Source organism: Celerinatantimonas sediminis (assembly GCF_046054195.1).
In the GTDB taxonomy this organism is placed as follows: Bacteria; Pseudomonadota; Gammaproteobacteria; order Enterobacterales; family Celerinatantimonadaceae; genus Celerinatantimonas.
In genome coordinates this window covers 228,622-252,431 of the sequence record NZ_JBEQCS010000003.1, presented here as the reverse complement: position 1 = coordinate 252,431, position 23,810 = coordinate 228,622, and the positions used below count along the sequence as shown (strand labels likewise).

Here is a 23,810-nt window from a genome sequence, read left to right as displayed (position 1 = left end):
CGCATGAGTTGGTTAATTTTGGTTAGCAATTTTACGGATCTGAATGATTACGCCAAATTTAGGGTGGTCAAAATAATGGATCTCTCCAGAGCGTACCCGCCTTTTTTGATCGAATTTATAACTCAGTAGTGCCGGCTGTGGTGTAGGCACTTGTCCGGCATTTGTTGTAGCCATCCCATTATCAAGATTGTTTACACCAGGTGCTGGATTGCTTTGGCGAGCAGCTGGGTTTGGCTCGGTTAATAGCAGTTTGGAGTCGATATATAGGTAATGTTGCAGGGATATTTTGATACCACCTTGCAGTTCCCAAAACGGCCCCTCTACGGGATTAACCAAATTAGGGTCCAAATGTTTCCCCGCAATCACCCCAAGATAGGCGGCGCGATTAGGCGAATGAATATTTTGTCGCCAGGCCATATGCAACATAGGGGTGTAACGCGATGAACTCGCCAGACGTTGCCACTGAGCGTTGAGTTTAAACTGCGAACTCGGTAGTACCTGCACTTGCACCGGTGCCAATTTAGGCCAATCACTACCATTAATGAGGCTAGGAATGCTGGGAATCGAACTGTTTTTAAGACAATTTGGGCCCTGGCAATTTAATAACGGCGATAACAACCAATGTTTGGGGGCAATTTTTAATTGCTGTTGGGATTGATCCCAATATTCCGGGCTTGGCTGTGGATTATTGCGTTTAAAGATAATTAATTCGATATCAAATGGTCGGGCGCTTGCCGGCAATGCAGCAGCGGTTGTTAATAGAGATAAAATGACCAAAGACACGATTCGTTTAAGCATAGCGGGCTTCCGGAAGTTGGTGATTAGTGAAGTCATCGAGAAGTTGTTTGATCTGCTCCATTTTTTCTCGGCGATCCACACTTTGCACATTGAATTTTAAGCGAGTTGGGCCGTCCATGTGGTACTGATTATCTGCTTTTTGCAAAAGAGATACGAGATACGTTGGGTCAACACTTGATTGTTGACTAAATTCGATAATGCCAGTTTTATTGCCTGCTTCGACGCGTTTAAGCCCTAACTGTGTGGCTTGTTGTTTGAGTTGTTGTACGCTAAACAGATTTTTAGCCGCATCTGGCAGTAACCCGAATCGGTCAATCAGCTCAACTTGCAGCTCGCGCATTGCCAGTTCATCTTCACAGTTAGCTAACCGTTTGTAGATAGAGAGGCGGGTGTTAACATCACTAATGTAGCTATCTGGCAGTAATGCTGGAATTTTAAGCTCAACATCAGCTTGATTACTTTCTAACAGATCAAGAGACGGTTCTTTACCAGATTTTAAGGCATTAACTGCGCGCTCAAGCATTTCCATGTAGAGGGTAAAGCCAACTGCTTCAATCTGACCGCTTTGCTCTTCGCCAAGCAGTTCACCAGCACCACGAATTTCTAAATCGTGGGTCGCAAGGGTGAAGCCTGCGCCCAAATCTTCAAGTTCGGAAATAGCATCAAGACGTAATTTAGCATCGCGAGTCATTGCCTTAGGATGAGGTGTTAACAAATATGCGTAGGCTTGATGATGTGAGCGGCCAACACGGCCACGGAGCTGATGCAATTGTGCCAGCCCAAAGTTATCGGCTCTATCAATGATAATCGTGTTGGCATTTGGAATATCAATACCAGTTTCGATGATTGTGGTACAAACTAACACGTTAAAACGCTGATGGTGAAAATCAGACATGACCTGTTCGAGTTGTCGTTCACGCATCTGACCGTGACCGATGCCGACGCGAGCTTGAGGCAGTGCTTGCTGCAGCTCTTGGGCAATGCGCTCAATGGTTTCAACATTATTATGCAGAAAATAGACTTGTCCACCGCGGGTGATTTCACGAGTAATGGCTTCTTTAATCAGCGCTTCATCGCGGCGTCTCACAAATGTTTTAACTGACAGACGCCGAGCCGGTGGCGTTGCGATAATCGACAGATCTCGCATGCCACTCATTGCCATATTCAGTGTTCGGGGGATTGGCGTCGCGGTCAGAGTAAGAATATCTACATCGGCGCGCATCGCTTTAATTTTTTCTTTGTGACGAACGCCAAAGCGGTGCTCTTCATCAACAATCAATAAACCAAGGTCGGCAAATTTAATGTTACTTGAGAGTAATTTGTGCGTGCCAATGACGATATCGACTTTGCCATCGGCGAGATCTTGTAAAATAACGCTTTGTTGCTTGGCTGTTTTAAACCGAGATAAAACCTCAATGCGCACTGGCCAGTTGGCAAAGCGGTCACAGAAGTTATCATAGTGTTGCTGGGCCAACAAAGTGGTTGGCACTAACACTGCAACCTGTTTGTTATCGCTCACCGCGACAAATGCCCCGCGCATTGCAACCTCAGTTTTACCAAAGCCAACATCGCCACAAACAAGCCGGTCCATCGCCTCTGGTCGGCTCATATCACTGACAACTGCATTGATGGCATTGATTTGATCGTCGGTTTCTTCAAATGGAAATTCGCTGCAGAACTGCTGGTAGTCATCGTCATTGAGTTTAAATGGATAACCTGGTTTGGCAGCGCGTTTAGCGTAAATATTAAGGAGTTCTGCGGCCACATCACGGACTTTCTCTGCGGCTTTTTTACGAGCTTTCTGCCAGGCATCACTACCCAGTTTATTTAGCGGTGCGCTGTCTTCTGAGCTACCGCTGTAACGGCTAATTAAGTGCAATGATGAAACAGGAACATAAAGCTTGGCATCGTTAGCATACAGCAGTGTTAAAAACTCAGTTGTCACACCGCCTGCATCCAATGTGTTTAATCCTTGATAACGTCCAACCCCGTGTTCTAAATGTACCACCGGCTGACCGATGGATAATTCAGCAAGGTTACGAATCATCGCATCAGGGTTAACAGAAGAGTGCGATTTTCTCGAGCGATTTCGCACAACTTGCTTGCCGAGCAGGTCACTTTCACCGATAAAAACTAATTTTTGGCTAGGCGCCATAAAGCCTTGTTCTAATGGCGCAATAAAAAGATAAAAGCGGTTAGATTCGGTGATTTGCTCAATACTAGTGATACTTTTAAGTGGCAGTTTTAGTGGTTTTAATAGCGCTGATAAGGCTTCTCGGCGTCCGGCTGATTCCACGACAAAACAGATGGTGTGGTCATTTTGCTCAATGAATTGCCGAAGCTTTTGAGTGGTTTCACTCAGCTGATGGTTAAATGCAATATCTGGCAGTGGCTCTAAATCGAGATTGGTTCGCCCAGGCGCTGCTGTCCAAGGTTCTTGTTGCATTGATAAACGAGCAAATTGCTTGATTGCTTCAAAGCATTGTTCGACATTTTGATAAAGTTCGTTGGGTTCAAGCAGTGGCCGGAGTCGGTCATGGCGGCGATTTTCAAATCGCTCATGGATACTTTGCCAAAATTGCTGAGCCGCACTGTTAATGTCGCCAATAGTAATGACGCACAGCTCTTGGGGCATTAACTCACTAATCGTTGCTGTCGATTCATGAAACAGTGGCAGATAGTATTCAATCCCCGCAGGCCAGATCCCTTTGGAAACCTGTTGATAGATTGACTCGCTTTCGCGCGGAACATCAAATCGCTCCCGCCAGCGGGTGCGAAAGTTCTCAATGGCTTTAGGGTCGGTTGGAAACTCGTGAGCGGGTAGCAGGTTAATTTGGTCAATGGTTTCACGACTTCGCTGATCATCTGGATCAAAGCTGCGAATGGTGTCTATTTCATCATCAAAAAAATCGATTCGATAGGGAACATCTGAGCCCATTGGGAAAATATCTAAAAGGCTGCCGCGAATGGCAAATTCGCCATGCTCAATAACCTGATCAACTTGTTGATAGCCAGCTTCAACTAAATTGGCGCGAAACGCTTCAATATTAAGTCTCTGGGCCGTTTTTAGCGAAAGAGAGCGACCTAAAATATAGCTTTTGGGCGCACAGCGCATCATCCACGTAGCAACCGTTGTAATAACAATCAGTGAACCCGGATTGAGAAACATCTGCGAGAGAATACGCAATCGAGTCGAGATGATCTCCTGATGCGGCGAAAACTGATCATACGGCAGGGTTTCCCAATCGGGTAATATCGCAATATCGCGGCCTGTATTTAACCCATTTAGCTCATGTTCTAAGCGAATTGCCGAGCGGGTATCAGGAGTTAAAATAATGATCGGTGCCTGTGTGGCATGAATATACTGATAAACCGCTAGAGCGATACTACTGCCGGGTAGCTGACCAATTCGTTTATGATCGCCTGGCCCTTCAGGCAGAGAAAAATTTGGAAACAACTCGGTCATAACTATTTTGAGATTTTCCTATCTATCGAAATGCATTGATGCAATAAGTTTAGTTTTGCTGACGGCGGGCATTGGCTCGCTCTTGCAGTAATTTGGATTGCACATGCAAGCTGGCGCGTACAAGTGCTTCTCTATCTTCCTCGCGAATTAAAGCATATTCACAAGCAATATTGAATGGCTGCTGATTCATCACGTCAACGACTCGTGCATAACAAAAAATAGCGCAGGCTTCGCTGGTGATGAAAATTTTCATTTTTACGAGTTGGCCAACTTTTAACTCATCTTTCCAGCTAAAGCGAATTTGTGAACCACCAAAATGAGTCGAATCCGTGCGAAAGTTAGGGTCATCTTGCAGCGATAAAACATAAGTGAGCACGCGATCAAGCTTTTCGGCCTGTGCTTTTAAATAATGTTTTAGCGCGCCACCAGCTTCGCCTAATGATTGTAGGCTTGAGCTAATATCGGTGAGCTGATTTTGCTGCGCATTTGCTAATTTAAACGACTCAGGGATCTGATTGAGAAATTGCTCATGGTCGGGCAGGTCAGTCTGCTCGGGCAATGGCTCAACATTGAGATTGAGTTGGTAAGCTACACTAAAAAAAGACGTTTCATCACTCATTTAAGCCAAAGCTCCAAAAGTTAACCTGAATCGACATCATAGCAAATTTCTTAAAAAAGCGGGTATTGGGTTTGTTGCAAAAGTTTTGCCACGGTATGATAAGCGCAATTTATTCGAAGGCTTGATATTTGTGCAACGTACTTGGCAATTAGCATTTAAAATAGCGTGGCGTTTTTCAAAAGGCAGTCGCAAACAGCGATTTGCCAGTTTTGTCAGCGGTTTTTCAACTATCGGAATTACCCTCGGCGTTGCCGCTCTTATCACGGTTATCTCAGTGATGAACGGGTTTCAAAATCAATTGGAGCAGCGAATTTTAAATGTGGTTCCGCACTTGCAAATCCCTGCGCACAGCAAAGTTCCCGCGCCATTATCTCAGCTGCCTCAAGCCCCGTTGGTGAGCGCAAAAGTTGTTTTACAAAGCACTTCTGGGTTACATGCAGCGCAGATGCAAGGTATCAATCCAAAATTAGAACCTGATAGAGTTTTGCTTGAGAGACATACTTTGCAAGGGCACTTGGCTAGTCTTAAAAGCGGCAAATTTAATGTCATTCTTGGCTCAGAGATCGCTCAGCAATTGGGAGTCAGCGTTGGCGAAAACGTCCGAATTATTGCCACCGATACTTTAATCTATACGCCATTTGGTGAAATGCCTTCGCAGCGCACCTTCCATGTTGCGGGCGTTTTTCAGTTTGCCTCTGAAGTTGATAATCAGTTTATCTGGGTTAATGATGCTGATGCTGCCCGATTGTTACGTAAACCGCTTTCGCAAGTGAGTCAGACCCGTTTATTTGTTCCAGACCCGCTTAATATTGAGAAATATAGCCAGTATCTTCCGGCCCATGGACTTGATTGGCGCCATTATTACGGGCAGCTGTTTTCTGCTGTTAAAATGGAAAAGACAATGATGAGTTTTTTGTTTTGCCTCGTTATTGCTGTGGCCGCATTTAATATTTTGTCTGCATTGGTGATGATGGTCGGTGATAAACAATCTGATGTCGCTATTTTGCAGACGTTGGGTATGCCTAAGCGGTTGCTATTGCGAATATTTATGATTCAAGGTGCTTGGAGTGGTTGTTTAGGTGCGTTTGTCGGAGCGGGTGCTGGCGTTGTACTGACTCATCATTTAAATCCATTATTAGAGTTATTAGGGCTGAATATGGCTCTTGGTGTTGGCGGCGTTCCTATTGTCATTGAGCCGTTACAAGTGATAGAAATTACCTGTTTAGCCATTATTTTAAGTGTACTTGCTACGCTATATCCTGCTTGGCAGGCCAGCCGTATTCAACCTGCAGAGGCATTGCGTTATGAATGATCAAATTTTAAGTTGCCGTGAGCTCACCAAGTATTATCAGGATGGTGAACAGAAAACGACTGTGCTCAAGGGAATTGATTTGCAGATTCGCTCTGGCGAGTCCGTGGCGATTGTCGGTAGCTCAGGTAGTGGTAAAAGTACGTTGCTTCATCTGTTGGGTGGATTAGATAAACCCTCCAGTGGAGATGTTGTCCTGGCAGGGCAATCACTAACCACTCTTTCTTCTAGAAAATTGGCAAGTGTGCGAAATCAGCGCCTTGGTTTTGTGTATCAGTTTCATCATTTATTAGGTGAATTTAGTGCACTTGAAAATGTAGCGATGCCGCAGCTTATCGCAGGACAAAGCACCAAACACGCACAGGCTAAAGCTCAAGAGCTCCTCAAGCGTGTTGGACTTGCACATCGATTGCATAGTCGCCCAAGCGAAATGTCCGGTGGTGAACGCCAGCGCACGGCTATCGCGCGTGCTTTAGTGAATAACCCTGACGTGGTCCTCGCCGATGAGCCAACAGGTAACCTAGATAGCCAAACAACCGATTCAGTTTATAACTTATTGCTGGAGCTCAACAAAGAACATGGCACTGCATTTGTTGTGGTGACGCATGACCGCGCTCTGGCAAGCCGTTTTAATCGCCAGCTTGAGATGAGCGATGGGCAATTAGTTTCAGCACAATCAGAGGCTCTTGCCTGATGCGACCATTTTTAGCATTTTATATTGGGCTTCGTTATCACCGGTTTGGTCAACGCCGAGGTTTGGTGAAGTTTATCTCTCGCTCTTCAACCATTGGTATTGCATTGGGTGTTGCGGTACTCATTATTGGTTTATCGGTAATGAATGGCTTTGAGCGCGAGTTGAATCAACGATTTTTGTCCGTCGTGAGTCAAGGGGAGCTGCCAGCGGTACATCCACCACTGCGCAATGCCAATAAATTGACCCAGATAGCCCAGAATACGCAGGGCGTAGTCGCGGCAGCTCCGTATGTAAATTTAACGGGGCTAATCAGTTATAACGGTCAGGTTGATGCAATTGCGATTCGTGGGATCTCGCCCCAATCTCAGCTCAAAGTGACAAATATTAAGCCCTATGTGCAATCTTTAGCTTGGCAACGTTTAACCGAGAATCAACCGGGCGTTGTTTTAGGCTCGCAAGTGGCAGCTAAACTCAAGGTCAAAACTGGCCAATATTTGACATTGATGCTGGCAGAGCGCTCTGATAACGGTAAATTTAAAGCTCCTAAACGAGTGCGGTTAAAGGTTCTGGGGACTTTTTCGGTCGGCGGTCAGATTGATGGTCAACTTGCATTTATGAGCTTAAAGCAAGCCCAGCAAATAAAAAGTTGGTCGGCTGAAGAGGTCAGCGGTGTCGCGCTGAAAGTGACTCATCCGCTACAAGCTTCCGATGTTGTGCGCCGCGTTGGTCTGCAATATCCACAGCTCGTTTATGTGCAAAGTTGGACACATAATTATGGCTATTTGTATCAAGACATTCAGATGGTTCGAACGATTATGTACGCCATTATGCTGCTGATTGTGATTGTTGCGTGCTTTAACATTGTTTCGACATTGATTTTAGCAGTTGCTGATAAACGTCGTGATCTAGCGATTCTTAAAACGTTGGGCGCTCAAGATGGCTTGCTTATTCGTTGCTTTATGATCTACGGTGCTTATAACGCAATTGTTGGATGCTTTTGGGGAATCGTCTTTGGCGTTCTTGGAAGTTGGTGGCTACCCGATTTAGTTGATGTGATGCAGCGTATTACAGGGCATCGATTGCTATCGCCAGATGTTTATTTCATTGACTTTTTACCTAGCCAATTGCAACTGGGTAATGTTCTGGTCGTCAGTATTACTGCCGCATTGATAGGAATTGTCGCAACAATTTGGCCAGCTAGCCGAGCGCGGTTGATACGCCCGGCTGATGAACTCTCACATTAACAAGCAAAGGCGGCAGCTTAGCGCCGCCGTCTATTTTGATAACGACGAATCGTCGAATAACGCCATAATTGGCTGATACTTAAATATCCTACAAACGAGAAGAAAACCCCGCAAACAAGACACCCGAGTAAGAACGGTGGGCCAATATGCGCCATCGTTTCAATAACCCACTGCCAAGTGAGTTCGAAATGAAAAGCCTCCGCAGGCGTTCTTAAGATATATGCCCCAACACGGTAACAAAAATAAAATAATGGTGGCATTGTCAGTGGGTTAGAGACCCAAACTAATGCAACCGATAATGGTAAATTTACCCGAAATAGCACTGCTAAGGCAGCGGCCATAATCATCTGTGATGGTAATGGTACAAATGCCATAAACAAACCAACGGCAAAAGCTCCTGCTGCTGAACGACGATTGAGTCGCCAGAGATTCCCATCTTGTAACCATCGACCTAAAAACCGTAAATTCTTGTTGGTTTTTAACTGCTCTGGGTCAGGCATGATGCGCTGCAATAATCTTTTTGGCATGTTATTATACTAATAAATATATCAATAAAGTCATGAAACTGTTTATTTGGGGTTGGTTACTGGCTTTGAGTTCCTCACTCATTTGGCCGGAAATTCCACCATTTTGGATCATATTCATTTTACTCGCTGGTGCGGCGATAGCGTTTTATTTTAGACGCTATTTTATCGCAGGAATATGCTTGGCTATCTGTTACTTTAGTTGGCAAGCCGCCGCATACCAAAATGCAGTGCAACAACTCGCTAAAAGTCCCTATAACCATACCATAGAAGGAAGAATTAGCGCAGTATCGAATGACCCATATCGAAGAAAAATTATTTTGCAGATCACTCATCTAGATAGATCTGATGGTCATCTCGTAGATGGTAAATTTATCCGCTTGAATCAGTACTTCAATGGTCCACAATCTGCTGTTTTGCCACTTTTCTCTGGTGATTTAATTCATGTTCAGGCAAAGCTTAAGCCAACTCATAGTAGTTTAAATGAGGGTGGGTTTAATTATCAACGCTATTTAGTCAGTCATCGGATAATCGCGCAGGGAACCGTTCGAAAAATTACCTATATCCATTCTGGACATTCATTTCACGCAGATATCGTGGCTAAGTTACAACCTTTTTTGCAGGATTTGTCTCAACGAGGTGTTATCCAAGCGCTCGTTGTTGGTGATCGCAGTTATATCAGTGCCACAGAGCGCGATTTATGGATGAATTCTGGGATTGGCCACTTGCTTGCAATCTCAGGGCTTCATCTTGGAATTTTGAGTTTTTGGGGATATCTCATTGGTTCTCTTTTAGCCTGTGGCCAAAGCCGCATAAAAAGCTATCTGGCACCAGCTTGCGCACTTTTGTTTGCTTTTGGATACGGTGAACTTGCTAATTGGCCAGCATCGGCTCAGCGAGCAATGACTATGCTCTTGATTTGGTGGGGATTGCGAGCCTTACATCTCAATTGTACTCGGATAGAGGTTTGGCTTATCGCTGCGTTTATCCTAACTGCGTTATGGCCTCTTTCGATTTTAAATGCAGGATTATGGCTTTCATTTTTTGCCATGTTAGCTCTTATCATATTGCTTTGGTTTCCAGTCAAAACCAAACTTGTGCGGATGCTTTTTCTACAAATCGGGTTACTCATTCTTTTATTGCCGCTGCAAATTCTCTTATTTGGATACTTGCCATTGTGGTCAGTTCCTTTGAACCTATTATTTATTCCTTATTTTTCTTTTGCTGTCGTGCCATGTTTGTTTATTAGCTGCCTAACTGCTCTCATAGGCTTGACTGGCGCTGCGCAGTTTGGCTTTGCTCTTTCTAATCATCTTATTGGCTATGTTGATAACGCGCTGGCATTGCTGCGTGACCATGTGCCATTGATGCTCGAGATCCCCCATCATATTTGGTTTATTGTGCTGCTTATCGGAGTGCTGTTTATCTTGAGTTTGGTTATCGGTAAACCTTGGATAGGTCTTATCGCTCTTATCAGTGGCTTTTTGGCAATTGGTCTACCTTGGTCAAAGGCCGATTGGCGAGTTGACTTCTTGGATGTTGGACAGGGATTATCTGTTGTCATTGAACAGGGTAGTGATGCGATTATTTATGATACCGGTAATTACTATCCAACCGGGTTTTCATATGCTCAGGCGGTCATTATTCCCTTTTTAAATGAAAGGCGTCTTAATGTTGATGAGATTGTGGTGAGTCATAAAGACATGGACCACTTTGGTGGTTATGCACTGTTACATCAACATTTCCCAAAAGCTGATTCGGTTTTCGGCGCTGATCCGCGATTTAAGTTACATAATTGCACAGGCGTTAGGCACTGGCACCAACTGATCCTTGAATATATTCAGCCTCCGACAACGTTACAATCAGTGAATAATCTATCGTGTATGGTATTAATCAGCGATGGGGTCCACCGCGTTTTACTTACCGCAGATATCGAAAAGCCAGCTGAACAGTGGTGGCTGAAAACCTTTCATGAAAAGGTGGATGGCATTAGCGTGCCGCACCATGGCAGTAACAGCTCATCTTCGCAAAAATGGCTGAACGATATTCAACCGCACTGGGCCGTGATTAGTAGTGGTTTTCATAATAGCTATCATTTTCCGCATTCGGCTGTTGTATCTAGGTATAAAAAATCGCATACCATGCTGCTTAATACGGCTGAACTTGGGCAAATATCAATATTATTTACTCATACACATGAGAAAATTCTCAGCTATCGTAATAATGTTGCTCCTTTTTGGTACAATCGCTTATTAATTACGAACAACGGTTGGTGATCTGTATCCAAACCGTTAGAATGACCGTCATTTTTTTAAATAGATACGTATATGGCTCAAGAGAATTCGACACTGCCCAAGAAGTCCAACTTCACTCGTCTATTAGCCTATGTTTCCGAGCGAAAAGCCGGACTTATTGCTGCAATCATTGGGATGATTGGCTATGCGTGCGTAGATGTTACCTTTATCTATTCAATTAAACCTCTTATTGATGAAGGTTTAAGTGGTAAAGATCCTTCCGTTTTAAAAATCATGCCGTTTTTTGTGGTCGGTATTGTCATTTTAAGGGGGAGTTTTAACTTTATTTCCTCTTATTGCATGTCGTGGGTTGGTAGCCACGTTGTAATGAAAATGCAGCAACAGATATTTGCTCATTTGATGAGCATGCCAATTGCATATTTTGACCGACATTCGATTGGCACGCTGCTTTCTAAAATTACTTACGATACCAATCAGATTGCTGATGCCTCAACGAAGACTCTCGTCACGATGGTGAAGCAAGGTGGTTTAGTGATTGGGTTGCTAGCGATGATGTTTTATAACAGCTGGCAATTATCACTGATCTTTTTGATTATTGGTCCGATTGTCGCAATTGCCATTCGAATTGTAAGTCGTCGTTTCCGTCGCATTAGTAAGAATTTGCAAGATGCCATGGGGAATGTGACAGCTGTTTCAGAGCAGATGCTCAATGGCCACCGAGAAGTATTGGCTTTTAATGGCCAAGATAAAGAAACCGAACGCTTTAAAAAGGTAAGTAATACGATTCGTCGCCAACAAATGAAAATGTCGGCCACATCTGCTATTGCGAACCCAGTCGTTCAGGCCGTGGCGGTTTCGGGGTTAGGCGTGGTGTTATATATCGCTTCGTTTCCTGAGATTATGCATGAGCTTTCAGCCGGGACTTTCACTGTTATCGTCACATCGATGATGATGCTATTGCAGCCGATTAAGCAGCTTACCCAATTAAATACCAATTTCCAGCGCGGTATGGCCGCGTGTACCAGTATTTTTAATGTCTTGGATGAGCCAACCGAAATTGACGGCGGCACATACGCACCAGATCGAGTAACGGGTGAGATTGTGTTTGATCATGTCACCTTTAGTTATCCAACCAAAGATGAGCCAGTGCTGCGCGATATTAGCTTTGATGTTCCAGCCGGGCGAACGGTTGCTCTAGTTGGCCGCTCAGGAAGTGGTAAAACCACCATTGCCAGTTTGTTACCTCGTTTTTATGAAATTCAGCAAGGTAGCATCACTATCGACGGCCATTCTATTGATGAGTTTAAATTGCCGTCGTTACGCCATCAATTCTCGATGGTGTCTCAAAATGTCCATCTGTTTGCTGGTACGATTGCCGAAAACATTGCATATGCGCAAGATAATGCTAGCCGAGAACAGATTGTTAAAGCTGCTGAAATGGCAAATGTTATGGAATTTGCCGAGCGTCTTCCGGATGGCTTAGATACCATTATTGGTGAACGAGGATTAATGCTCTCTGGTGGTCAGCGTCAACGCGTTGCGATTGCCAGAGCACTTTTAAGAGATGCTCCTATTTTGGTGCTCGATGAAGCAACCTCAGCTTTGGACACTGCATCTGAGCGTAAAATTCAAGAGGCGATTGAGCGAGTTTGCCAAGATCGTACTGCGATTGTTATTGCGCACCGCTTATCCACCATTGAAAATGCCGATGAGATCATTGTGATTGATGATGGTCATTTAATTGAACGTGGTAATCATCATCAGTTAATGGCTAAACAAGGCGCTTACTACCAGCTTTATCAGATGCAATTTGGTGGTGAGAGTGCTTGAGCACATCTGGTATAAAAGAAGTCTTTTAACTTGGATTTTATGGCCGCTAAGCTGTTTATTCGCTCTAATTGTTAAAGCGCGCCGCCGTCGCTTTATATCACAGCCACAGCGGCGTTATCGTAGCCCTATTGCGGTGATTATTGTCGGAAACATTAGTGTCGGTGGCAACGGTAAAACGCCAGTTGTGTTGGCACTATGTGAGTTTTTAAAGGCAAAAGGCTATCATCCGGGAGTTGTGAGCCGAGGCTATGGCGGCAATGCCGAAGGAGCATTAGAGGTTACACCACAAACGAGCGCGGCTTTATCCGGTGATGAACCATTATTAATTAGGCTGCGAAGCCAGTGTCCGGTAGTCGTCTGTTCAAATAGGCCACAAGCGGCCCGTCTTTTAATCGAGCAATATCCACAATGTGATGTGATTATTGCCGATGATGGCATGCAACATTATCCGCTCGAGCGTGATGTTGAAATCTGTGTGGTGGATGCGGCACGCCAGTTTGGCAATGGATTTTGTTTACCCGCCGGACCGCTAAGAGAACCTTTATCTCGTTTGCAAAGTGTTGATCGGATTATTAGTAATGGTGGCTGCCTTAAAAACTATTCAAGCGATTTGATGAGTCTCACCCCGACACAATGGCGACGGGTATCTGATGGCAAGATTGTTGATCAATCATTAACACCTAAAGATGGCATTGCTTTTGCGGGAATAGGTCATCCAGAGCGTTTTTACCAGACCTTACAAAATCTTGGCATTACACTAAACGGATATATTGATGTTGGAGATCATGGCCGATTGAGTGATGCACAGATCACTCAGTATCAGAATCAGCAATTGCTGATGACAGAGAAAGATGCGTTAAAGTATCAAAACAAAGCTGGTGAACATTGGTATTATTTGTGCGTTAATGCAAAGTTACCAGATGATTTTTATCAGTTTATATTGCAGCGGTTGGAGAGTTTTTATGCCACTAGATAGTAATTTATTAGAAATTGTTGCGTGTCCAATATGCAAAGGGAAATTGGTTTACGATAAAGAGCACGATGAACTTATCTGTAAAGCTGACCGGTTAGCTTATCCGATTGACCAAGGTATCCCTGTTCTGTTAGAAGATAAAGCAAGAGATTTAACCAGCGAAGAGCTACCGAAATGAGTTATACCATCGTTATTCCAGCTCGATATGCATCGACTCGTCTACCAGGTAAACCGCTATTAGATATTGCTGGTAAACCGATGATCCAGCGAGTTTATGAACAAGCGCTGAAGACTCAAGCCCAGACAGTCGTAGTCGCGACTGATGATGAGCGCATTGAGCAATGTGTGCTTGATTTTGGTGGCAAGGTTTGTTTAACCGCTAAAACACACGAATCTGGTACCGAGCGTTTGGCTGAGGTGGTGACGACATTAAATTTAAGTGATGACGAGGTGGTGGTTAATATTCAGGGTGATGAGCCTTTGATTCCTCCTCAGATTGTCGATCAAGTCGCGAATCTTTTATTAGGTGATACTCAGGCTCCAATGGCTACGTTAGGTGCGCCAATTACCGAGCACGAAAGTATTATGGACCCCAATGTGGTGAAAGTTGTCTGCAATAAAAAAGGGCAAGCCATTTATTTTAGCCGCGCTCCTATTCCATATTCGCGTGAAGGCAGTTGGCCACTTAATGATTATCTTCGCCATATCGGTATCTACGCGTATCGAGCTGGCTTTATTCGTCACTACGTTACCCTCAGCCCTTCACCTCTTGAATTGAGTGAAAAGCTTGAACAATTGCGTGTACTTTGGCATGGCTATGCAATTAATGTCGCAAAAGCTTTAATTGAACCTGGAGTAGGGGTAGATACTGCAGAGGATTTAGAAAAAGTTCGCAAGATTATTTTAAGTCAGTCACAGCACTGTTAGTTCTTTGATTTAACTATGATTTAATTAGTGATGTGAAAAAGAAAAGGCCGCGTGGCCTTTTCTTTTTTGTTTATCCTTTTTTGCGAGGTGTCGTTGGAAAATCACGCTTTGCTTCGCCTGTATAAAGCTGGCGAGGTCGGCCAATTCTTTGGCCAGGTGTTTGTAGCATTTCAATCCAGTGGGCAATCCAACCAACGGTTCGAGCGAGAGCAAAAATCACTGTAAACATACTCGTTGGAATACCGATTGCTCGCATCACGATGCCGGAATAAAAATCGACATTTGGATAGAGTTTTTTCTCAATAAAATACTCATCGGTTAATGCGATTTTTTCCAGTTCCATTGCAATATCTAGCAGTGGATCATCAATTTTTAGCTCGTCTAATACGTCATGACATGTTTGTTGCATAACTTTTGCTCGAGGATCGTAGCTTTTATAAACGCGGTGACCGAAGCCCATTAAACGGAATGGGTCATCTTTATCTTTGGCGCGTTCAATAAACTCTGGAATACGCTCAACTGAACCTATCTCTTCAAGCATCGCCAGACAAGCTTCGTTGGCACCACCATGGGCAGGCCCCCACAAACAGGCAATCCCAGCTGCAATACAAGCAAATGGGTTAGATGCCGATGATCCTGCTAAACGAACCGTTGAAGTTGACGCGTTTTGTTCATGATCAGCATGGAGCATGAAAATCCGGTCCATCGCTTTTTCAACAACGGGGTTCACAATATATTCTTCAGTTGGAACTGAGAACATCATATTTAAAAAGTTGCCCGCATAACTTAAATCATTGCGCGGATAGACAAATGGCTGACCAATTGAGTATTTGTAACTCATGGCCGCCAATGTAGGCATTTTAGATAAAAGCCGATATGCAGCTATTTCACGGTGGCGTTCATTGGTGACATCTAACGAGTCATGATAAAACGCCGACAATGCTCCCACAACCGCGACCATAATCGCCATTGGGTGAGAATCGCGTCTAAATCCCTGGAAAAAATGGATTAACTGCTCATGAACCATCGTGTGACGAGTAACCGTCTGTTTGAATTGTTCGTACTGTTTTTCAGTTGGTCGTTGACCAAACAATAGCAAGTAACAAACTTCCAAATATTCGGAATTCTCGGCGAGTTGTTCAATAGGATACCCACGGTGCAGCAAAATTCCTTTTTCACCGTCGATATACGTAATTTGTGATTCACACGAAGCGGTTGCTAAAAACCCGGGATCAAAGGTGAAATAGCCTTTTGAGCCTAACTGCCGGACATCAATCACGTCATTTCCTGCAGTACCAGACATGATTGGAAGTTCAATAGGTTCCTGTCCGGGCAGATGTAAAGTGGCCACTTTCTCAGCCATAGCACGTCTCCCTTGCTCTATACTTGTTATTAATATCGTTCAAACGTGAAATTAGTATTACCCTGATGTAGGGGGTTGTCAAACGAGTAGGAACTAACATTAGCTAATACATGAGGTTAGCTATTTGTTAAATATGTGTATGTGAGATGTCCCTCATAATTGAAAAAAATCATAGTTTACATAGTTGTTAATTGTATTTGTGAAAACCGCTCACTATACTGGCTGTGGTGTGTGTTATTCAACTAAATGATTTAGATAGGTATTTAGCTGTGAAAATGCAGCCTTCTAATGAGTAAATAATAGTAATTTTGTGTTAACAATTAAGAAACATTTTAATATTTTTTGTGCAAAATATTTCTCTTAAATAAATGGACACAAGTGGATAAATATCGTGAATAAGCAATCCAGACCTGTAAATTTACAATTACAAACCATTCGTTTTCCGGTGAATGCAATTGCCTCAATTTTGCATCGAATTTCTGGTGTTATAACTTTTTTTGCTTTAGCTATTTTATTGAGCCTTTTGGCAAAATCGTTAGGCTCTGCTGACGGTTTTGCTACGGTTGCAAGTTGGTTTGACTCGTTTTTTGTCAGATTGATTATATGGCTAATTGCGGCTGTATTTTGTTACCACTTGGTATTCGGTATCCGCCATATGGTGATGGACTGTGGCTATTGGGAAGAACTCACCAGTGCAACAGCTAGCGCGCGTATCTGTTTTATCGTCGCGTTAGTTTTGATCATTTTGATGGGGATAATCATATGGTAAATAATGCGGCAACACTGGGACGCAGTGGAACTCATAGTTATCTTTTAGTACGAGCATCAGCAATTGTGCTGGGATTGTACTTTATTTATTTAGTGAGTTTCATTGCCTGCCATGACCTTAGTTATCAAATCTGGCAAGGTTTTTTTAGTCAGGTCAGTACCAAAGCTTTCACGTTATTAGCGCTTGTTTCGATGCTTGTGCATGCATGGATTGGCCTTTGGCAAGTGCTCAGTGATTATGTTCATCACACCTATTGGCGGATGTTTCTTCAGGGCGTCCTTAATTTGGTCGCATTATTTTATGTTGCTGCCGGTGTTGTGATTTTATGGAGTGTATAAAGTGACTATCTCTATTCGTGAATTTGATGCAGTTGTAGTAGGAGCTGGCGGAGCTGGCATGCGCGCAGCCTTACAGATCTCGCAACAAGGTAATAGTTGCGCACTGGTTTCTAAAGTTTTTCCGACCCGCTCTCATACCGTTTCGGCCCAGGGGGGAATAACAGTTGCTTTGGGAAATGTGCACCCAGATAACTGGCAGTGGCATATGTATGATACGGTCAAAGGTTCTGATTACATCGGTGATCAGGATGCAATTGAGTACATGTGCCATGAAGGTCCCGAAGCGATTATTGAACTGGAACATATGGGGCTGCCATTCTCTCGATTGGATAATGGCAAAATTTATCAGCGTCCGTTTGGTGGCCAATCGAAAGATTTTGGTAAAGAACAGGCCTCTCGCACCGCAGCAGCAGCAGATCGCACGGGACATGCCTTATTGCATACGCTGTATCAGCAAAATATTAAGAATAAGACCACTGTTTTTTCTGAATGGTATGCGTTGGATCTCGTTAAAAATAGCCAAGGTGATGTGGTTGGTGTGACCGCTATCTGCATTGAAACGGGCGAACTCGTTTATTTTAAAGCGCGAGCAACTGTTTTAGCCACCGGTGGTGCAGGGCGGATTTTTGCCTCAACCACCAATGCCCACATCAATACTGGCGATGGGATTGGAATGGCAGTTCGCGCTGGCGTACCTGTGCAAGATATGGAGATGTGGCAATTTCACCCAACGGGTATCGCTGGAGCTGGGGTGTTAGTCACCGAAGGCTGTCGTGGTGAAGGTGGCTATCTGCTAAATAAAGATGGTGAGCGCTTTATGGAGCGTTATGCGCCAAATGCGAAAGATTTAGCCAGTCGTGATGTCGTAGCCCGCTCAATGATGACCGAAATTCGCGAAGGTCGTGGTTGTGATGGCCCATGGGGAACGCATCTTAAATTAAAACTAGATCATCTTGGTCAAGAAGTTCTCGAATCAAGATTACCTGGCATCTGTGAGTTATCGCGTACATTCGCTCATGTTGACCCGGTCAAAGAGCCAATTCCAGTTATTCCGACTTGTCACTATCAGATGGGCGGGATCCCAACCAATATTCATGGCCAGGCCATTGGTCTTGACGAAAATGGTCAAGATAAGATTGTGAATGGATTATTTGCTGTTGGTGAAATCGCTTGTGTGTCGGTGCATGGAGCAAACCGCTTAGGTGGTAATTCGCTTCTTGACTTAGTGGTATTTGGCCGAGCAGCTGGTAAATATTTAGGACAATATCTAGCAGAAACGGCAATGCCTCAAGATGCTGTTAGTGATGATATTGACCAAGCGCTTGCTCGCTATCAGCGCTGGGAAGATTCATCAGCTGATGGCGAAGATCCATCCGTCATCCGCAAGGAACTCCAGCACTGTATGCAGATGCATTTTTCAGTATTTCGTGAAGGCAGCGTTATGGCTGAAGGTTTTGAGCAGTTAAAACAGCTTAAAGATCGGTTGGCAAATGCGCGTCTTGATGATAAATCGCGTGACTTTAATACTCAGCGTGTTGAATGTTTAGAGTTGGATAACCTGCTTAGCACGGCATTGGTAACGGCTAGCGCCGCTAATTTTAGAACCGAGAGCCGCGGTGCTCACAGCCGTGAAGATTATCCAGAACGAGACGATGAAAACTGGTTGTGTCATAGCGTCTTTAATCCGCGTACGAAACAGATGCAGCGTCGCAGCGTCAATATGCATCCACACCTGCGCGAAGCATTCCCACCAAAAATCAGAACTTATTAATGCCGAGGCAATCATGAATGTGAAATTTTCCATTTATCGTTACAACCCAGCAGCGGACAGCAAACCGTATATGAAAGACTATTTGCTGGATGTACCGGAAGGTTCTGACATGATGGTGTTGGATGCATTAATTAAGCTCAAAGAGCAGGATCCATCATTAGCTTTTAGACGCTCATGTCGTGAAGGTGTGTGTGGTTCTGATGGCGTGAATATGAATGGTAAAAATGGTCTTGCTTGCATCACGCCGCTATCTGATCTGCTCAATCAAGGTGAGGTAGTTATTCGCCCGTTACCTGGACTACCTGTGGTTCGCGATCTGATTATCGACATGAATCAGTTTTATGAAAATTATCAGCGTATCAAACCCTACTTGATGCATGAAGATAGCGTTAATCCACCACCGGCACGTGAACATTTACAAACGCCTGAGCAACGAGAGCAGCTAGACGGTTTGTATGAATGTATTCTTTGCGCTTGTTGTTCGACATCGTGTCCATCTTTCTGGTGGAATCCTGACAAGTTTGTTGGGCCTGCTGGTTTATTGGCCGCCTATCGTTGGTTGGCAGACAGTCGCGATAATGCAGAGCAAGTTCGGTTGTCTGAGCTGGATGATGCCTTTAGTGTTTTCCGCTGTCACAGCATTATGAATTGTGTCAGTGTTTGTCCAAAAGGGCTAAATCCGACCAAAGCTATCGGTAAAATTAAAACAATGCTGATAAAAGAGGCTCTCTAAAGTAATTATTGGGATAAATCACTGAAATGGCCTTTCTATTTAGCTTTTGACAGGCTATTTTAAGAAGACTTAACTAATAATTGAGTTGTCTAAATTAGACGAGTATAAGGGAAAGTTTAATGCAAAACAGCATGATGAAGGATTGGCTCGATTCTTCTCACTTATATGGCGCCAATATCGCCTACGTTGAAGAGCTGTATGAAGCCTATCTTGAAGATCCTGAATCTGTTCCTGAAGACTGGGTAGAGGTATTTAACGCTCTACCTCGGTTAAAGAATCTCCCTCAAGAAATACCGCTTTCACCTTTAAAAGAATATTTTAAACATTTAGCGAAAGACAACTCGCGGTTTAATTCTGTTGCACAAGATCCATTAACCGGGTCTAAACAGGTCAAAGTTTTACAGTTGATCAACGCCTTCCGTTTTCGTGGTCATCAGCACGCAAACCTTGATCCACTAGAGCTTTGGAAGCAACCTCGAGTGCCGGACCTTGATCCGGCTTTTCATAGCTTGGATGAATCTGATTTTTCACAATCTTTTAATGTCGGTTCATATGCTATCGGTAAAGAGACCATGCAGCTTGACGAGCTTTATCGCTCGTTGCAGAAAACCTACTGCGGGTCTATCGGTGCTGAATATATGCATATCACCGACACCGAAGAAAAACGTTGGATTCAGGCTCATCTTGAATCGGTTGAAGGGTGTGGAACATACACTCAGGATGATAAAATTCGGTTGCTAAAAAGCCTAACAGCAGCCGAAGGTCTAGAAAAATATTTGGGGGCTAAATTCCCAGGAGCTAAGCGATTTTCACTTGAAGGCGGTGATAGCCTGATTGTCTTGCTTAAAGAGTTGATTCGCTCCAGTGGATTAGGTGGTATTAAAGAAGTTGTCATTGGTATGGCTCACCGTGGCCGGTTAAATGTCTTGGTGAATGTTTTAGGTAAAACGTCAGCTGAATTATTTGATGAATTTGCAGGTCGCCATGATGGCAGTTGGGGTACAGGTGATGTGAAATATCATCAAGGATTTAGCTCAGACTTTGCAACGCCCGCTGGAAATGTGCATTTATCGCTCGCGTTTAACCCCTCTCATTTGGAAATTGTAAATCCTGTCGTGATGGGCTCAGTGCGAGCCAGACAGGATCGCCGAGGCGAACAGTGTTTGCCGGTCACCATTCATGGGGATGCAGCCATTGCCGGGCAAGGCGTTGTCCAAGAAACCTTTAATATGTCGCAGACTCGTGGATACAGTGTCGGTGGTACTGTGCGAGTGGTGATAAACAACCAAATTGGTTTTACCACATCTAACCCTCGGGATTCTCGCTCAACCCAATACTGTACCGACATTGCAAAAATGGTGCAGGCGCCTATTTTCCATGTTAATGGTGACGATCCACAAGCCGTTGCTTTTGTTAGTCAGCTTGCGCTCGATTTTCGTAATACCTTTAAGCGTGATGTGGTCATTGAGCTGGTTTGTTATCGCCGTCATGGCCATAACGAAGCTGACGAGCCGAATGCAACGCAGCCATTGATGTATCAGAAGATTAAAAAGCATCCAACGCCGCGTAAAGTATATGCCGATCAGCTGATCGGTGAAAATACCTTGAGTGATTCGCAGGTGATTGCTTTAGCGAATGGTTATCGTGATCAACTCGATCGCGGTGAATGCGTTGTTGAAGAGTGGCGCCCGATGACGGGCCATTCAGTGAACTGGAAACCTTTTCTGAATCATTCGTGGAATATTGATTACGATACGCGAATGGACTTGGATCATTTAAAAGAACTAGCCGCTAAGATTGCACATTATCCGAGTAACCATACATTGCACCCTAGGGTTCGTAAAGTGTATGAAGACCGCGAGCTTATGGCGCGTGGCGAAAAACCAGCGGACTGGGGCTTTGCTGAAAACTTAGCGTATGCCACATTACTTGATATTGGTGCAGGGATCCGATTAACCGGACAAGATTCAGGCCGAGGCACGTTCTTCCACCGTCACGCAGTACTGCACAGTCAGGAAGATGGTTCTGTTTATATGCCGCTTAAGCACCTCAGTGATAATCAAGGTGTATTATCATTGTATGATTCGGTGTTATCGGAAGCAGCCGTTTTGGCATTCGAATATGGTTATTCAACTGCCCAACCTGAGTCACTCGTGCTCTGGGAAGCACAGTTTGGCGACTTTGCCAATGGTGCCCAGGTTGTTATCGACCAATTCCTCTCTTCTGGAGAGCAAAAATGGGGAAGAATGTGTGGATTGGTCATGTTGCTTCCGCATGGGTATGAGGGGCAGGGGCCAGAACATTCATCGGCTCGTTTAGAGCGTTATCTGCAATTGTGTGCTGAAGAAAATATGCAGGTGTGCGTCCCTTCAACACCAGCTCAGGTGTACCATATGTTACGCCGTCAGCACATTCGCAAAGTGCGCCGACCATTGATTGTGATGTCTCCTAAATCACTATTACGTCACCCACTGGCTGTTTCAACTCTAGAAGAGCTAGCTCATGGTCGATTTTATAACGTCCTTGGTGAGATTGACGACATTAATCCGAGTGAAGTTGAACAAGTGGTGATGTGTTCGGGTAAGGTTTATTACGATTTACTCGATGCCAGACGAAAAGCGCAGCAAAATAACGTCGCCATTATTCGAATCGAACAGTTATATCCGTTCCCTTATGAAGAGATTCAAGAAGTTTTAGCGCCCCTTGAACATGTGAAGCATTTTGTTTGGTGTCAGGAAGAACCACAAAACCAGGGGGCGTGGTATAGCAGTCAACATCACTTCTTGGCCGCTATCCCTAAAGGGGCAAGTTTATCATATGCAGGTCGACGGGCTTCTGCGTCACCTGCAGTAGGTTATATGTCGTTGCACCTTGAGCAACAGCGCGCATTAGTAGAGGATGCGCTGACAATTAAAACGAATAAATAGTATAGGAATTATGGAATGACCATCGAAATCAAGGTACCTGATCTTCCCGAATCGGTCGCAGATGCAACAATTGCAACTTGGCATAAACAGGTTGGCGATCCAGTCGAAAGAGACGAAGTCATTGTAGATATTGAAACAGATAAAGTTGTGTTAGAGGTATCAGCTCTCGAAAGTGGGGTTCTTGAGGCCATTAATTGTCCAGAAGGTGAGACAGTTACAGCCCAACAAATTATCGGTGTTGTAAGAACAGATGTTGTTGTGGGTGAAGAAACTAAAGCGGTTGATCCAACCCATGCTCAACAAGCTGCTGTATCATCGGATGATAGCGATGACCAAAGCGCAACAGATGCTGTAGGGCCATCGATTCGGCGTCTTTTGGCCGAACACTCTCTTGATGCTAGTCAGGTCAAAGGTAGTGGAAAACATGGCCGAATCACCAAAGCTGATATCGAAGCGCATCTTAAAAAAGCGCCTGAGCAGCCAAAAGAAGCACCTAAAGCCAGTGCTCAATTTGACCAAGCGTTAGCTCATCCTGGCCGAAGTGAAAAACGAGTTCCGATGACTCGGCTTCGCCGACGAGTGGCTGAGCGTTTATTAGAAGCTAAAAATACGACGGCGATGTTAACCACGTTTAACGAAGTTAACATGAAGCCAATTATGGAGTTGCGTAAGAAGTATCGTGATGTATTTGAAGAGCGTCATGGTATTCGCTTAGGCTTTATGTCTTTTTATGTCAAAGCCGTTGTTGAGGCGCTTAAACGTTTCCCTGATGTAAACGCATCGATTGATGGTGAGGATATTGTTTACCATAACTATTTTGATGTTAGCATCGCGGTTTCGACTCCTCGAGGGTTAGTCACTCCTGTTTTACGCGATTGCGATCTCTTAGGGCTTGCTGACATTGAGAAGAAAATTAAAGAGTTAGCAATTAAAGGTCGGGATGGTAAATTAACAGTTGATGAAATGATGGGAGGCAACTTCACCATTACTAATGGCGGTGTATTTGGCTCTTTGATGTCAACTCCAATTATTAATCCGCCACAAAGTGCGATTCTTGGAATGCATAAAATTCAAGATCGCCCAATGGCAGTTGATGGTAAAGTTGAGATCTTACCAATGATGTATTTGGCTTTATCATATGATCATCGACAAGTTGATGGTCGTGAATCAGTAAGCTTTTTGGTTACGATTAAAGAGTTATTGGAAGATCCAGCACGATTACTTCTAGATGTATAACTATAACCAAGTAAGTATAAATAATAATTAATTT

19 protein-coding genes are annotated in these 23,810 nt (G+C 44.1%); 14 read left to right on the top strand and 5 right to left on the bottom strand.

Annotated features, from left to right (window positions below; translation table 11 throughout):
* Positions 1-12 precede the first annotated feature (12 nt).
* Genes ABTQ23_RS06055 through ABTQ23_RS06045 form a run of 3 tightly spaced genes read right to left on the bottom strand, consistent with a single transcriptional unit; the run spans position 13 to position 4,883 of the window.
* The gene (locus tag ABTQ23_RS06055) at positions 13-798 is read right to left on the bottom strand and encodes a peptidoglycan binding protein CsiV (RefSeq protein WP_408614767.1); all 786 of its coding nucleotides are present in this window, start codon (positions 796-798) and stop codon (positions 13-15) included.
* On the bottom strand, positions 791-4,264 hold the full coding sequence (mfd, locus tag ABTQ23_RS06050) for a transcription-repair coupling factor (RefSeq protein ID WP_408614766.1): 3,474 nt from the start codon (positions 4,262-4,264) through the stop codon (positions 791-793). Before mfd ends, ABTQ23_RS06055 begins: the two co-directional genes overlap by 8 nt.
* Before the next feature lie 49 nt (positions 4,265-4,313).
* Positions 4,314-4,883, bottom strand: a complete 570-nt coding sequence (locus tag ABTQ23_RS06045) for a PilZ domain-containing protein (protein ID WP_408614765.1) — start codon at positions 4,881-4,883, stop codon at positions 4,314-4,316.
* Positions 4,884-5,013: 130 nt separating this feature from the next.
* Here ABTQ23_RS06045 and ABTQ23_RS06040 point away from each other — a divergent pair, with 130 nt between their 5' ends.
* The 3 genes from ABTQ23_RS06040 to lolE are packed head-to-tail and all read left to right on the top strand — an operon-like array spanning position 5,014 to position 8,130.
* Positions 5,014-6,195, top strand: a complete 1,182-nt coding sequence (locus tag ABTQ23_RS06040; protein WP_408614764.1) for a lipoprotein-releasing ABC transporter permease subunit — start codon at positions 5,014-5,016, stop codon at positions 6,193-6,195.
* Entirely contained in the window at positions 6,188-6,886 is a 699-nt protein-coding gene (gene lolD, locus ABTQ23_RS06035; protein WP_408614763.1) for a lipoprotein-releasing ABC transporter ATP-binding protein LolD, read from the top strand. The genes ABTQ23_RS06040 and lolD overlap by 8 nt, the downstream gene beginning before the upstream one ends.
* Complete coding sequence (gene lolE / locus ABTQ23_RS06030; protein ID WP_408614762.1) at positions 6,886-8,130, top strand: lipoprotein-releasing ABC transporter permease subunit LolE; 1,245 nt, start codon at positions 6,886-6,888, stop codon at positions 8,128-8,130. Before lolD ends, lolE begins: the two co-directional genes overlap by 1 nt.
* A 17-nt stretch (positions 8,131-8,147) precedes the next feature.
* On the opposite strand, the gene ABTQ23_RS06025 is transcribed toward lolE, so the two are convergent.
* Entirely contained in the window at positions 8,148-8,657 is a 510-nt protein-coding gene (locus ABTQ23_RS06025) for a DUF2062 domain-containing protein (protein WP_408614761.1), read from the bottom strand.
* Between the two features lie 32 nt (positions 8,658-8,689).
* Here ABTQ23_RS06025 and ABTQ23_RS06020 point away from each other — a divergent pair, with 32 nt between their 5' ends.
* Genes ABTQ23_RS06020 through kdsB form a run of 5 tightly spaced genes read left to right on the top strand, consistent with a single transcriptional unit; the run spans position 8,690 to position 14,639 of the window.
* Complete coding sequence (locus ABTQ23_RS06020; protein ID WP_408614760.1) at positions 8,690-10,930, top strand: DNA internalization-related competence protein ComEC/Rec2; 2,241 nt, start codon at positions 8,690-8,692, stop codon at positions 10,928-10,930.
* 51 nt (positions 10,931-10,981) lie between these two features.
* Positions 10,982-12,739: a lipid A export permease/ATP-binding protein MsbA gene (gene msbA / locus ABTQ23_RS06015; RefSeq protein ID WP_408614759.1), complete on the top strand. Its 1,758-nt coding sequence runs from the start codon at positions 10,982-10,984 to the stop codon at positions 12,737-12,739.
* Entirely contained in the window at positions 12,732-13,715 is a 984-nt protein-coding gene (gene lpxK, locus ABTQ23_RS06010) for a tetraacyldisaccharide 4'-kinase (protein WP_408614758.1), read from the top strand. Before msbA ends, lpxK begins: the two co-directional genes overlap by 8 nt.
* A complete protein-coding gene (locus ABTQ23_RS06005) occupies positions 13,702-13,890 on the top strand; it encodes a Trm112 family protein (protein WP_408614757.1) in 189 nt (62 codons plus the stop codon). Before lpxK ends, ABTQ23_RS06005 begins: the two co-directional genes overlap by 14 nt.
* The gene (kdsB, locus tag ABTQ23_RS06000) at positions 13,887-14,639 is read left to right on the top strand and encodes a 3-deoxy-manno-octulosonate cytidylyltransferase (RefSeq protein WP_408614756.1); all 753 of its coding nucleotides are present in this window, start codon (positions 13,887-13,889) and stop codon (positions 14,637-14,639) included. The genes ABTQ23_RS06005 and kdsB overlap by 4 nt, the downstream gene beginning before the upstream one ends.
* Before the next feature lie 70 nt (positions 14,640-14,709).
* Here kdsB and ABTQ23_RS05995 read toward each other — a convergent pair whose 3' ends face one another.
* A complete protein-coding gene (locus ABTQ23_RS05995) occupies positions 14,710-16,002 on the bottom strand; it encodes a citrate synthase (RefSeq protein WP_408614755.1) in 1,293 nt (430 codons plus the stop codon).
* Between the two features lie 391 nt (positions 16,003-16,393).
* On the opposite strand from ABTQ23_RS05995, the gene sdhC reads away from it, so the two are divergent.
* From sdhC to odhB, 6 genes are all read left to right on the top strand, one after another.
* Positions 16,394-16,771: a succinate dehydrogenase, cytochrome b556 subunit gene (gene sdhC, locus ABTQ23_RS05990; protein WP_408614754.1), complete on the top strand. Its 378-nt coding sequence runs from the start codon at positions 16,394-16,396 to the stop codon at positions 16,769-16,771.
* Positions 16,765-17,109: a succinate dehydrogenase, hydrophobic membrane anchor protein gene (gene sdhD / locus ABTQ23_RS05985; RefSeq protein ID WP_408614753.1), complete on the top strand. Its 345-nt coding sequence runs from the start codon at positions 16,765-16,767 to the stop codon at positions 17,107-17,109. Before sdhC ends, sdhD begins: the two co-directional genes overlap by 7 nt.
* Before the next feature lie 58 nt (positions 17,110-17,167).
* The gene (sdhA, locus tag ABTQ23_RS05980) at positions 17,168-18,880 is read left to right on the top strand and encodes a succinate dehydrogenase flavoprotein subunit (protein WP_408614829.1); all 1,713 of its coding nucleotides are present in this window, start codon (positions 17,168-17,170) and stop codon (positions 18,878-18,880) included.
* A 13-nt stretch (positions 18,881-18,893) separates the two neighbouring features.
* On the top strand, positions 18,894-19,613 hold the full coding sequence (locus tag ABTQ23_RS05975; protein WP_408614752.1) for a succinate dehydrogenase iron-sulfur subunit: 720 nt from the start codon (positions 18,894-18,896) through the stop codon (positions 19,611-19,613).
* A gap of 119 nt (positions 19,614-19,732) precedes the next feature.
* The gene (gene sucA / locus ABTQ23_RS05970) at positions 19,733-22,540 is read left to right on the top strand and encodes a 2-oxoglutarate dehydrogenase E1 component (RefSeq protein WP_408614751.1); all 2,808 of its coding nucleotides are present in this window, start codon (positions 19,733-19,735) and stop codon (positions 22,538-22,540) included.
* 15 nt (positions 22,541-22,555) lie between these two features.
* Complete coding sequence (gene odhB / locus ABTQ23_RS05965) at positions 22,556-23,776, top strand: 2-oxoglutarate dehydrogenase complex dihydrolipoyllysine-residue succinyltransferase (RefSeq protein ID WP_408614750.1); 1,221 nt, start codon at positions 22,556-22,558, stop codon at positions 23,774-23,776.
* Positions 23,777-23,810 lie beyond the last annotated feature (34 nt).